Origin of the sequence: Streptomyces sp. NPDC055243, from assembly GCF_044544025.1 — a bacterium.
In the GTDB taxonomy this organism is placed as follows: Bacteria; Actinomycetota; Actinomycetes; order Streptomycetales; family Streptomycetaceae; genus Streptomyces.
Genome location: NZ_JBITWR010000005.1, coordinates 465,800 through 478,062, shown reverse-complemented (window position 1 = coordinate 478,062; position 12,263 = coordinate 465,800). Strand labels below are relative to the sequence as shown.

At 68.8% G+C, this 12,263-nt stretch carries 11 protein-coding genes and 1 pseudogene; 8 read left to right on the top strand and 4 right to left on the bottom strand.

Annotation, left to right across the window (positions count from 1 at the left end):
• Nucleotides 1–151: 151 nt before the first annotated feature.
• Nucleotides 152–1,602, top strand: a pseudogene (locus ACIGXX_RS18140) (NF041680 family putative transposase).
• Here ACIGXX_RS18140 and ACIGXX_RS18135 read toward each other — a convergent pair.
• A complete protein-coding gene (locus tag ACIGXX_RS18135; RefSeq protein WP_399976713.1) occupies nt 1,577–3,073 on the bottom strand; it encodes a M28 family peptidase in 1,497 nt (498 codons plus the stop codon). The pseudogene ACIGXX_RS18140 and the gene ACIGXX_RS18135 sit on opposite strands and share 26 nt — an antisense overlap.
• A gap of 426 nt (nt 3,074–3,499) precedes the next feature.
• Here ACIGXX_RS18135 and ACIGXX_RS18130 point away from each other — a divergent pair, with 426 nt between their 5' ends.
• Nucleotides 3,500–4,627, top strand: coding sequence for an AI-2E family transporter (locus ACIGXX_RS18130; RefSeq protein WP_399976918.1), 1,128 nt, complete (start codon nt 3,500–3,502; stop codon nt 4,625–4,627).
• Between the two features lie 554 nt (nt 4,628–5,181).
• Here ACIGXX_RS18130 and ACIGXX_RS18125 read toward each other — a convergent pair.
• On the bottom strand, nt 5,182–5,775 hold the full coding sequence (locus ACIGXX_RS18125; RefSeq protein ID WP_351172955.1) for a TetR/AcrR family transcriptional regulator: 594 nt from the start codon (nt 5,773–5,775) through the stop codon (nt 5,182–5,184).
• A gap of 91 nt (nt 5,776–5,866) precedes the next feature.
• On the opposite strand from ACIGXX_RS18125, the gene ACIGXX_RS18120 reads away from it, so the two are divergent.
• Nucleotides 5,867–6,592 (top strand): alpha/beta fold hydrolase, encoded by a 726-nt coding sequence (locus tag ACIGXX_RS18120; protein WP_399976710.1) that lies wholly within the window; start codon nt 5,867–5,869, stop codon nt 6,590–6,592.
• Nucleotides 6,593–7,019: 427 nt separating this feature from the next.
• On the opposite strand, the gene ACIGXX_RS18115 is transcribed toward ACIGXX_RS18120, so the two are convergent.
• Together ACIGXX_RS18115 and ACIGXX_RS18110 are read right to left on the bottom strand one after the other, a co-directional pair.
• The gene (locus tag ACIGXX_RS18115; RefSeq protein WP_351172961.1) at nt 7,020–7,376 is read right to left on the bottom strand and encodes a MerR family transcriptional regulator; all 357 of its coding nucleotides are present in this window, start codon (nt 7,374–7,376) and stop codon (nt 7,020–7,022) included.
• A 182-nt stretch (nt 7,377–7,558) separates the two neighbouring features.
• A complete protein-coding gene (locus ACIGXX_RS18110; protein WP_399976707.1) occupies nt 7,559–7,711 on the bottom strand; it encodes a hypothetical protein in 153 nt (50 codons plus the stop codon).
• A 123-nt stretch (nt 7,712–7,834) separates the two neighbouring features.
• Here ACIGXX_RS18110 and ACIGXX_RS18105 point away from each other — a divergent pair, with 123 nt between their 5' ends.
• The 5 genes from ACIGXX_RS18105 (at nt 7,835) to ACIGXX_RS18085 (ending at nt 12,196) form a co-directional block, all read left to right on the top strand.
• Entirely contained in the window at nt 7,835–8,740 is a 906-nt protein-coding gene (locus ACIGXX_RS18105) for an NADP-dependent oxidoreductase (protein ID WP_351172967.1), read from the top strand.
• A 461-nt stretch (nt 8,741–9,201) separates the two neighbouring features.
• Nucleotides 9,202–10,203: an ArsR/SmtB family transcription factor gene (locus tag ACIGXX_RS18100; protein WP_399976704.1), complete on the top strand. Its 1,002-nt coding sequence runs from the start codon at nt 9,202–9,204 to the stop codon at nt 10,201–10,203.
• A 205-nt stretch (nt 10,204–10,408) separates the two neighbouring features.
• Nucleotides 10,409–10,840, top strand: coding sequence for a hypothetical protein (locus tag ACIGXX_RS18095; protein WP_351172973.1), 432 nt, complete (start codon nt 10,409–10,411; stop codon nt 10,838–10,840).
• A 334-nt stretch (nt 10,841–11,174) separates the two neighbouring features.
• Nucleotides 11,175–11,576, top strand: a complete 402-nt coding sequence (locus tag ACIGXX_RS18090; RefSeq protein ID WP_399976701.1) for a hypothetical protein — start codon at nt 11,175–11,177, stop codon at nt 11,574–11,576.
• 116 nt (nt 11,577–11,692) lie between these two features.
• On the top strand, nt 11,693–12,196 hold the full coding sequence (locus tag ACIGXX_RS18085; protein WP_399976698.1) for a hypothetical protein: 504 nt from the start codon (nt 11,693–11,695) through the stop codon (nt 12,194–12,196).
• The last annotated feature ends 67 nt before the right edge of the window (nt 12,197–12,263 follow it).

Genomic DNA, 12,263 nt, shown 5'->3' with positions numbered 1-12,263 from the left:
AGCCGATCCTGCCCTCGAGTCCCTCTGCTTGTTCCTTAACCTCCACCCGGACGAATCGTCACTCTTTGGAGTGATTGCAGGGTGCGGGGCGGCCTTCCCGCCATCCTGAACTCTGCTACTGCATACGGGGGTTCAGCAGAAAGGCCGTGGGGTGAGTGTGTTGCCGCAGCTTGACGGGCGGGAGGCGCTCGCGGAACTGTCCCGCTTCCGGACGGCCTTCTACGGATGCTTGTCCGCGCGGGCTGACGCGTTCTTCGAGCTGACCGACGCGCTGTTATGTGCGGACAGCCCGACGCGGACGCCGGTGGAGTTGTCGCTGCTCGCTGAGCACCAGCGCGGATACGGCTCGCTGTACGGCGCCCTGGACCATGGCCAGCTTGGCGCGAACGACCTGCGTGACCTGCTGGTATCCCTGCCGCTTCCGCGGTTCGACGGGCGGATCGTGCTCACCGTCGACGTCTCACCGTGGCTGCGCTCGGACGCCGCCTGCTCGCCGGATCGGCTGTTCTGCCTGGTCCACGGCCGCAACGGCCGCTCATCGGATCATGTGGTGCCGGGCTGGCCGTACTCGTTCGTCGCCGCGCTCACCCCGGACCGCACCTCGTGGACGCAGGTCCTGGACGCGGTCCGGCTTGGGCCGACCGACGACGCTGCAGCCGTCACCGCCGATCAAGTGCGGGCCGTGGTTGAGCGCCTGGCCACGGCCGGTCAGTGGCAGCACGGCGACCGGAACATCCTGGTCGTGATGGACGCGGGCTACGACGTGATGCGGCTGGCTTGGGTACTGCGCGATCTGCCGGTCGAGTTGGTCAGGCGGCTGCGTTCGGACCGTCTCCTGCGACGGCCCGCGCCCTCGCTCAAGGAGTACGCCCAGTCCTATCCCCAGGGCGGGCGGCCGCCCCGGCATGGCAAGGAGTTCAGCCTGGCCAGGCCCACCTCCTGGCCCGAGCCGTCCGTGATCACGGTGAACGACACAGCCCGCTACGGCAAGGCCGAGGCAGGGGCCTGGGACCGGCTCCACCCCAAGCTGCAGCAGCGGTCCGCGTGGATCGACCACGACGACGAACTCCCCGTCGTCGAGGGCACGTTGATCCGGCTCAACGTCGATCACCTGCCCGGCGACCGGGACGCGCCGCCGATCTGGCTGTGGTCCTCGACCACCGGCGCAACCGCCGACGACGTCGACTTCGTCTGGTCGTGCTACCTGCGCAGATTCGACCTGGAGCACACCTTTCGCCTGTTCAAGCAGTCCCTCGGCTGGACGCGGCCACGGCTTCGTGCCCCGCAAGCGGCGGACCGCTGGACCTGGATCGTGATCGCCGCGCACACCCAACTCCGGCTCGCCGCACCACTCGCCACCGACCGGCGCAAGCCCAGGAGAAGACCACCAAGCCCGGCACCGCCCTCACGCCGACCCGCGTCCGGCGCGGGTTCCGGTACATCCGCCCCCACCTCGCACACCCGGCCCGTGGGCCGAAACCCAGCCGCCCTGGCCCCGGGCGCCCACCCGGCTCCAGAAACCGACAGCCCGTCACCCGTTACGACGTCGGTAAAACCGTCAGACGCCCCGCGAACCTCACCGAACGTGACGAAAGAGGTTAAGGAACAAGCTCAGGTCCTGCGCGTACGTGCCCACCGCCTTCGCGATGACGTCGATGTTCACATCGAATGCCGTGCGGTCGATATTGGTGATGTCGTCGCCCTTGGCGTGGTAGTTCGGGTCGTAGGGCTGACCGGCCTTGCCGCCCGCCTTCAGCGCCTGCTCTTCGGTCTTGAGCCCCTCGGCGCCGGTGTAGGTGCCACCGGCCGGGATGCCGGCCCCGATGAACGGGCCGTAATCGGAGCGGCCGTCGAAGTCGGTGCCCCAGTGCGGCACCTTCTTCTTATCCAGGAAACCGTTGATCAGCTTCTCAATCTGGGCGGAACCGGCCGGGCCAGCGCCCGCGCCCGTCTTGTCGGAGTCGTCGCCGTCGTAGACAAGTTCGGCCGCGTTGGGCGAGGCGATCATGTCGAAGTTCAGGTAGAGCTTGATGTTCTTCTTCTGCTCGGCGCTCAGGGAGTTCACGTAGTGGTCCGAGCCGAGCAGGCCCAGCTCCTCGGCCGACCACCAGCCGAAACGTACCTTGTGGGCGAGATTCGTGCCGCCCTTGGTCTCCTTGGCGAGCTTCTCGGCGACCTCGATGAGGCCGGCCGAGCCGGAGCCGTTGTCGTTGATGCCCGGCCCCTCGGGTACGGAGTCCAGGTGCGCGCCGAGCGCCACCACGCGGTCGGCGCGGCCACCGCGGGTCTCCGCGACGACGTTCCGGGTCTTGTGCGAGACGGCCTCGGTGGCAACGTCCAGGGACAGCTTCACCTTGCCTTCGGTGACCTGCCGGGCCAGCTTCTCGCCCTCCGTCTTGGTAATGCCGACTGAGGGAATGTGCGCGTTCTGCGGACTCTGCAGGCCCCCCTTGACGGGCTGGTCGCCGGAGTGGTTGTACAGCACTAGGCCTACGGCGCCCGCCTTGGCCGCGGCAGCCTCCTTCTCGGCGTAGGTGCAGGAGCCCCGCTTCACCAGCGCAATCTTTCCGGTGAAGGTGTCCGAGGTGTAGTCGTCGGCCTCGCAGCCCGGGCTGTCGTCGACGCGGGCAGCGGCGACCGGTGCCGTCAGGCCGCCCTCGGGCGTGGACTTGCTGAAGTCAAACGCCAGGGCGTTCAGCTTGCGCGCCTCCGGCGAAAGGACGCTCGCGCCCTCCCGCAGCGTCCGCGACGTGTAGAACGTGAAGTCCTGGTACGCGACCTTGTAACCGGCCTTCTTCAGCCTGTCGTGCACGTACGCGGCGGAGGCCTTGTGGCCCGGCGTGCCCGCGGCGCGGTTGCCGCTGTGAGCGTCGGCTATCTGCTGGAGTTTCTCCAGATGGCGGTAGGCGCTCTTACCGGTGGACTTCTTCACCAGCTTCTCGGCCAGTCGCTGAGCCCTATCGGCCTGCGCCGTCCGGGACCCCTCGGGCCGGGCGACGTTCTGCGCGCCCGCAGGGGACGCTGCGGCGAACAGGACGGGGGCGGCGGCGACGGAGAGCAGAGCGACCGTCATACGGCTGCGAAATGTGCGCAACGGAGTTCCTTCCTTGTGGAATTGCTGAGAGGCACCGGGCCCACCGGCATGCGGTGAAGGGACCATAACCGGATGAATTCTCAGATCAGACGATTTCGCCGGGTCCGCAGCCACACCTTTACGCAGTTGTCACGGACCGCAACATTCGTGAATCGGGGCGGAACTCAGTACTAAAGAATGACCGCTTGACGATTCGCCGGCTGCCCCGCCGCTTCGCCTCACGGGACCACGACGTCCTCGACCGGGCGCCGCGAGTCAGGACACGGACAACGCCAGGAGCAGGCATCCAGACGCAAGACCGGAAGGGCACGACGAGGCAGAGTGGGGCGCGCGATGGCCAAGACCGAGGGTTCGCCCGGAGCCGAGGTTAAGGAACACGCTCTGAGTATCAATAGGGTGTCCCCCATGCCGTCACCCCTGCCAGACACGCTGAGTTCCGCAAAAACCGCCGCCGCGCTCCGCCGATCGGCACGGGTCTCCGTCGAGTTGCTCCTCGTTCTTGTGGCCGCCGCGGCGGCCCTGTGGGTACTCGGTCGGATGTGGTCGGTCGTCTGGCCGGTCATAGTGGGCCTCTTGCTCACCACACTGACCTGGCCCTTCGCCCACTTCCTGCGCCGGCGCGGATGGCCTCCTGCCCTGGCCGCCTCGGTGGTGACCGTGCTGTTCCTGCTGGTCGCTGCGGGCGTCGTAGCGCTCATCGCGGTGCCGGTGGCGTCCCAGTCCGGCGAACTGTCCGACGGCGTGACCGAAGGCATCGAGAAACTGCGCGAGTGGGCCGCCGGGCCGCCCCTGAACATCGACGACGCCCAGATCTCGGACGGAGTCGACTCGGCGACCGCCCGAATCAAGGACAGCGTCGGCAGCATGGTGACCACTCTCTTCACGGGAGTGAGCACCGTGTTGAACGGTGTGGTCACTGCGGTCCTGGCGCTCTTCCTCATGTTCTTCTTCCTCAAGGACGGTCCGCGGTTCCTTCCCTGGCTCACCCGCCAGCTCCCCGGGCGGCTCGCCCATGACGTCCCGATCGTGGCGACGCGCAGCTGGGACACTCTGGGCGCGTTCGTACGTTCCCAGGCCTTCGTCGGCCTGCTCGACGCGGTCTTCATCGGTCTGGGCCTGTGGATCGTGGGTGTGCCCCTCGTGCTCCCGCTGGCGGTGCTGACCTTCGTATCCGCGTTCGTGCCGATCGTGGGTGCCCTGTTCGCCGGCTTGGTAGCGGTGCTCATCGCGCTGGTGTCCAACGGTCTGACAGACGCGTTGATCGTGCTGGCGATCATCGTCGCGGTGCAGCAACTCGAGGGCAACGTGTTCCAGCCGATCATCCAAAGCCGCGGGCTGGGTCTGCATGCGTCGGTGGTCCTGCTGGCGGTCACTTTGGGAGCGAGCCTGGCCGGCATCGTGGGCAGCCTGCTCGCGGTACCGGCGGCCGCCCTGATCGCGGTGGTCTGGAACTATCTGCGCGAGCAGCTCAGCGACCCGCCACAGGACCCGGAGACCGACGACGCGCACCCGGATGCGCCGCTCTCGTCGTAACGGTCGGTAGGTTCGAGTCCAGCAGAGAGGTGCTCGCCGAGCGGGCTGGCTGGCTGGCTGGCTGGCTGGCTGGCTGGCTGGCTGGCTGCGCCGGGGTGTCCGTCACCTGGGGCAAACACCGTTCGATCGGGGCCGAGTTCGATTCGATACGACCCCGATGGTCCAAGGTGTGCTGGAGCGATCCAGGAGTCGCCCCGCTCGGCGGCCGCACCCCCCTCGTCCACGATTCAACGGGCCGGAAGGCCCCGGGCGGCGAGACAGATCATGGAGCGGCACGCCCGCATCGCCGGTACCGGCCGGACGACGACCGCATGAGTCGGCCTACCGACCTGTGTGGCCGTGTCGCCCAGCGCTCTCGGCTCACCAGGGTCGTATCCACCCGTGACCTCGCGGCACCGGCACGATCTGCACGTCTCAGCGCCACGTCTGCTGCGGCTTCCACCCGGCACCAGCCGTGAGGTTCCGACACTCGATCGCCGAGCTTGGCAACAACGTGGACGTGCACGGCCCGGACTCACGGGAGACCGGGCCGTGCACGGTCCCCGGAAGTGGCGTCATTCGATGGTGCGCAACCCCGTGACGAGCAGGGCGACCATGTGGCGTGCGTCGTAACGGTGGTGCGTGCCCGCGCTCGCGCAAAGCCCTCCGATGCCCCGCATGAGCTCCTGGGCGTCCTGCCCGGGGCGGATCTCGCCCGATTCGCCCGCGGCGGCGAGCAGCTGAGTGCACACCGGCACCAGCCGCTCGACGAAGTAGTCGTGCAGCGGATCGAAGCAGGGGTCGTCGGACTGCAGTACGGCGGCGAGTCCCTGCTTGGTGACCACGAAGTCGACGAAGAGGTCGATCCAGCGCTCCAACGCGGCGTACGCGGTCGCGCTGTCCGCGAGCAGCGCGGGGCCGGCTTGCGCGAGCGCCTCGACCTGGTGCCGGTAGACGGCGACGATCAGATCCGCGCGGGTGGGAAAGTGACGGTAGATCGTCGCTGTCCCGACGCCGGCCTCGGCAGCGATGTCGCGGATCGGCGCCTCCACCCCTGATCTGACGAAGACCGTGGCGGCCGCGTCGAGGAGCGCCTCTTCGTTGCGTCGTGCGTCCGCCCGTTTGGCCCGGACTGCCGGCTGTGCGCCCCGACGGCTGTTGTCGCTCACCGCGCCTCCTCCATCAGCGAACTTGTTAACCGGGACAGTGTCCCATATTGTAAGTGGGACAGTGTCCCGTTTCAGTGAGGGTGGACGATCGATGGCGACATATCTGTTGGTGCACGGTGCTTGGCACAGCGGGGAGTGCTGGGAGCGGGTGGCCCCGCTGCTCGCCGCGGGCGGGCACCGGGTGGTCACGCCCACGCTGACCGGCTACGGCGACACGGTGCACCTGGCCGGTCCGGAGGTCGGTCTCGACACGCACATCGACGACATCGCCAAGGTGATCGTCGAGGAGGACCTCACTGAAGTCGTCCTGGTGGGCCACAGTTATGCGGGACTCGTCGTCTCGGGCGTGGCCAATCAGCTCCCGGAACGCATCGCGTGTCTGGTGTATCTGGACGCCATGTTCCCCGCGGACGGGGAGAGCGCGGCCGATGTGCTCCCGGTGACGCAGCAGTTGATCGACCAGGCGTTGGCGTCCGAGAGCGGCTGGCGGCTCCCACCGCCTCCGGAGATGCCGCCGCCCGCGGGCCTGTTCGGGGTCACTGACCCGGCGGATCTCGTCTGGCTGCGCGGGATGTTGTCGGATCAGCCGGTGCGCTGCCTCCAGCAGAGTGTTCGCCTCGACAACCCGGCCATGGGCGCGATCCCGCAGGCGCACATACACTGCACCGCCGGTGGGCCTGCGGGCTTCACCCGGCGGCCTGTCCCTGCGACACAGCCCAACGGAACCCCGTCCCTGGTGTGGGAGTTGGCGACCGGCCACGACTGCATGATCACCGAGCCGACCCGGCTCGCGGAACTGCTGCTCAAGCTCGGCTGACCCAGCCCGTTCCACCGCCCTAAAGGCGCGCGGGACGCGTCACTGATGAGCCCTCAGGCCCTCACCAGGCTGGCACGGATCTCTGGTGAAACAGCCGACCGAAGTCCGCCTTCGGTGCGGACACAAAGTCCGTGGATACGACCAGGCCGACGACGACGCTCTGGATGATCCGCAGGGCGCCGGGACCTTGCCATCCGCTCGTGGACGTTGTCCGGCCGGAGAGGTTGCGGCTGACCGGTCCTGCGGTGTGCCGTCACCGTGGTCAGCCGCGGCCTGCCCTGCCCACCGCTGCCCCGGCGTGCGTCCGGGGCGGCGAGAGCGACGAACGCTGTTTCGACGGCCTCCGGATACGCCTGGGACTCCCCGTGGCCGACCAGGGCCCGGTAGATCCGGAGAGGCCGGGGCCCCACCCCTCGCGACGGTTTGATCAGTCCTGCGCCACGTTCGCCGCGGCCACATTCTCGATCACGTGGCCGAGTTTGGTCTTGGCCCGGGTCAGGTCCTGGATGCGTGCGGCGATGCGGTCGCGTTCGACGATGAGCTGATCGAGCATGGCGGGGGTCGCGACGCCGGTGCTCACGCACGGCAGGAGTTCGACGACGGTACGACTGGAGAGGCCGGCCGCGAAGAGGTCCTGGATGAGCTGGACCCGCTCCAGGGCTTCGTCGGGATAGTCACGCTGCCCACCGGACGTCCGCGCCGATTCCAGGAGCCGCTGTTCCTCGTAGTAGCGCAGGGCCCGCACGCTGACCCCTGACCGCCTGGCAAGCTGTCCGATGCGCATGACGCAGGTCGCTCCCTTCCCGCTCGTACCTCACATGAACGTCAGGTTCAGGCTAGCGGTACCGGCTCCGGAGGCAGCCCTGGGGGCCGACCGCACCGTTGCCGACGCCGAGATTGATCATGACCCGGCGCCCGGTGGCGAACCCGAGGACGTTCACCCCGTTCACGTCCACACGACAGTCCTCACGTCGTGCCGGGAGCTCCGAGCCCGCCCGAGGGCACATGGGTGTCGACCGTGACGGTCGGACTGAGCCCTCGTACGTCACGGGCGGCGTGATCCCTCGAAGTGGCGCAGGCCCCCACGCTCACCCCCGCCCGCTCGACAACATCACCCATCCGTGCCTGCCCTCCTCCGGCGGGGCGGCAGTTGCGGCTTGCACCTCACGTCAACGTCAGGTTCTAGAGTGACGAACACCGGATGAACACGTCATTCCGGCCCGTCAAAGTAAGGCGACCACTATGCGCGCAGCCCGGTTCCACGAATACGGCGGAGCAGAGAGCCTGGTGATCGAGCAGGCCCCCGACCCGCACCCCGGAGTTGGTGAGATCCGTGTCCGCGTCGCGGCGGCCAGTGTCAATCCCATCGACTGGAAGCTGCGCGCCGGAGCCCTGCAGCAGCTGATTCCCCTGGAGCTACCCGCCATTCCCGGGCGCGACGCCGCCGGGGTGGTCGACGAGATCGGTGACGGAGTGCAGGGGGTGAGCATCGGCGACCGCGTCTTCGGGCTGGGCGGCGTCACCGGCGCAACCGCGGAGCTGGTCATCCTCTCGGCCTGGGCCCACTCCCCCGACACGTGGAACGACGAGCAGGCCGCGGGCGCCGGTCTCGCGTCCGTGACCGCGATGCGCGGCCTGAACGCGCTCGGCTCCCTCGCGGGGCGCACCCTTCTCGTCGAGGGCGCCGCCGGTGGCGTGGGCAGCGCGGCGGTCGAGATCGCGGTAGCGCAAGGTGCCACGGTGATCGGGACAGCCAGCGAACGCAACCACGAGTTCCTCACCGCACTCGGCGCCGTTCCCACCACCTACGGCCCCGGCCTCGCGCAGCGTCTGGCCGCTCTCGCCCCGCGCGGAGTCGACACAGCGCTCGACACCGCGGCCTCCGGATCGCTGGACGACCTCGTCGCGATCACAGGGGACCCGAAGCGCGTCGCGACGGTCGCCGACCACGCGGGCGGGCAGCGCCTGGGCACGCACGTGGTCAACGCGGAGAACGATTCCAGCCTCCTGGCCGCGGCCGCGGAACTGGGCCGGCAGGGCCGCTACACACCCCGTATCGAACAGACCTACCCCCTGAAGCAGAGCGCCGACGCCCACGCGCACGCCGAGCGTGGGCGCACCCGAGGAAAGATCGTGGTCTGCGTCTGAGCAGCCCGATCCGTATCTGAACAGGCCCACAAGGTAGGTACCTCGCAACGTGCGGGCCTGCGTGCCCTCGACCGGTACCGGCGAGCGGGCGGTCCGGAGCGGGCCAGTCTCTACGGCGCCTCGTCAAGCAGACCTCCCCCGCTCTCACGGTTACGGGTGTGCCACGTGGACGGCCGTTTCCACGCGGCAGACCCGTAACCGTGCTCCTGATCACGCAGGTGTGCTGGTGAATCCGTGAAGCTCGCCCGGCCGCAGCTCAGGTGCCGGCCAAATGGAACTGCGTCCGCCCCTCCACCTGTCATCACCAGGTACCCGTATGCCCGCCCGCAGACCGTGATCCGCGCTGTGGTCAGACCCGTCCGACGAAGCCGCCTCCGCCTTAACTCCGGATCAGCGGAGGGGGGTTGGGACATACTGGGGGTGCGCTCACGCGCTCAACTTCGACGGCAGGGGGCCGGCCGGTGTTACGCATTCACTTCACGGCCGAAGACCTCACCCGGACCCGGGTGGCCGCAACGATCGGCGTCGCAGCGGAGGTCTACTACAGCCTGGAACTATTGAGGGAGCACCGGGAGTTTCCCCACCTCCGCTCGTGGCGGGCGGCGGTCGCGGGCCGGATGGGAGCCGACACGCGCCCCCTGACCTCTCTGGTTCCGGTGCGTGGTCCCGGGCTCGATCTGCTGGCCCTGATGGGTGACGCGCCCTCGGTGGACCACGCCGTGGACAACCTGCTGCACGCCCCGGTGTCCCGGCTACGGCGCGAGCTCGAGGAGCTCGACTTCCACCCCCGGCACCTGCCATGGGCCAGACGGGTGTCCGAGGGCGACCGTGACGCGCGGCAGCAGCTCGCCGATGCCGTACGCGCCTGCCATCGGCTGACCGTGGAGCCCTACTGGCACCGAGGGCGGTCCGACCTGGTCGCACTGACCACCCGCTGCGCGAACCTGATGCTGGAGGGAGGCATCGATCTGCTGCTGCGTTCGATCTGCCCACCGCTGGTCCGCTGGCGTCCACCGGTGCTCGAAGCTCACTACCCGCGCCGAGTCGAAGTGCGCCTCCAGGGACGGGGGTTGGTCATCACGCCCACGGTCTTCTCCAAGCACCCGGTGAGTCTTCTGTGGGACCCGCTCGATCCCGCCCAGCCTCCCCGACTGACCGTGCCGGCTCTGCGCCGGTCGCTGACCGGCAACGAACCGGCAGAAGGCGAGGGCTCCGCCGTGCGGAACCTGGAGTCTTTGCTCGGCCGCACGCGAGCCGCCGCCCTGCACGTGACGGTGGAAGGCTGCACGACGAGCGAACTGGCCCGCCGCCTCAACGTCACGGCCGCAGCGGCCAGTCAGCACGCGAGAGTGCTGCGGAACACGAACCTCATCACCACGAGCCGCCGAGGCGGTTCCGTCCTGCATTTCATCACTCCCCTCGGGTTGGCCCTGCTGGGGGCCGGTGCCCTGACGGAACTGTGAGACCAGCGGGGCCGTGGCGTCAGATGAGTGGGCGCGGCGCCACCCTGCACCCGGGTGCCACCAACTACGGGTGCCAGGCGCGCAGGGCGCCGCGCCTGCCGTCTCCCGCCCCCTCCCTTTAAGCCGTGACTTAAGAGGTAGGCCACAGGCGGCCGACCCGCCCAGGATGTGAAGCCGCAACCGGCTCACCCCACCTGGAGATCGCATGAAGACTCATCTCGCCGCCGCCTTCGGTTCCGCCGTGCTCACCGCGGGCACCTTGCTGGGCGCCCCCGCCGCCGGCGCCCAGACCTCCGCCAGCCTGCCCACCGCCTTCACCGTCCCCGTCGGGAACACATGGACGAAGGGAACGGTCACCTGGTACAACCGGTCGGTCGAAGTGACGGGGTCGCACAAGTCGGTGAGCACGGCCGGTGAGGCATACTGCCGGCGCACCTGGGCGTACACCTACGACGCCCACGACAACAAAATCGGTTCGGCCGGTTCCGCCTCTTCCGACACGGCGTGCGGCAACACCAAGAGCTACCGCTTCACCGTGCCGGCCGACGTCGTCGGAGGAGCCACGTTCGTACGCGTCTGCCTCGACGACGGCCGTCTCAAGGACCTGCTCTGCAGTCTCCCCCTCCAGCGGCGCTGACCCACCGCACCGCGACTGCTCGGCGCCCCCGAGGGCCTGAACGGAGGTCCGAGCAAAAATAGGGGACCAGGGCCGCGACCAGGCCGTGCGGGGTCTGCCCGGTGACAGGCAAGATCGGACAGGCCCCCGCTCTGGCCCCGACACACCTTTCGGCATCCGGGCCAACGCCCACCCCGATCTCGTTGATCTCGTCGATACCTCCGGCGACGCCACCGGAAAGGTCTCGGTTCCCGCCCTGCGCCTCCAGATCCCGCACACCTCACGCACGAAGGCTGCAACCTGGTCTGCGCCCAGGCGGGCAGAACGAACCGGCTCATCCCATCCTGGAGATCGCATGAAGACTCCTCTCGCCGCCGCCCTCGGTTCTCTCATGCTGGCCGCGGGCACCTTGCTTGGCGCTCCTGCCGCCGACGCGCAGACCGCCGCCTATCCGACCACCCCTTTCGACGTCGCATTCGGTGCCAGCTACCTCCGCGGCACCCTGACTTGGTACGACCGATCGGTCGCTGCCGATGGAACACTCCGGGCCGCCGGCTGCCACAGGGCGTGGTTCGGCGTCTACGGTGCCTCCGGCGAGGAGCTCGGCGTCTGGAGCACCGGCACCAAGTGCAACGGGACGTATCCGTTCAAGAGCCAAATCCCTGCGAATGCGCCCGGCGGGGCCGCGTACGTCAGAGTCTGTCTGGACGACGTGAACGCGCATTCCAGCAAGTGCGTACGGTACAACCGGCCCTGATCCATCCTTCGGATAGGCTGCGCCCTCCACACAGGTGAGGGAGTGATGCCGGGATGCCTCGTCAAGGCTATGGGTCGTCGCTCGCGATAGCCGAGCGGGGATGGCGGGGACGGCTGGTGCCTGTCCCCCACCCGGCCAAGGAGCCCGCCTTCCTGACGATCCGTTCGGGCGGACCGTTCAGTTGGTTCTCCGTAACCGGGGCCATCGACACGCCCGAACTCCATTCCCGGGACGCTCAGGTGGGGCTCTCCACCTACGGTTCCAAGCCCTTGCCGTTCATCGTCCCCGCCGAGTACACCCATGTAGAGGTGCGGCGGAATTCCGGCGGTGTCGCCCGCTGGTACCTGGACACGCTGCCACAGACGCAGATCGGCTCACTCGCCTTCACCGGCGAAACCGCGGGGACCGGCCCCACGCTGCTGCGCTGGTCGGGCCCACGCCGCACCTTCACCTACACACTGGACGGCAACGAGAACCACAGCGGACTCATGGTGAGCGACGCCCAGTGCCGTTACATGTCCGCGGATCGTGAGGGGACTCTGCGGGGGCGCCTCACCATGCCGGCCGCCGGCTACGTCATGGTGCGCTCGGACGGGCCCTGGGCTCTGCGCTCCGCCTGAGGCTCCCTGTGCCCCAAAAGGATCCGGCGCGCTGGGTGCCGGCCTCCTGGCCAAGGCGGTCTCGACG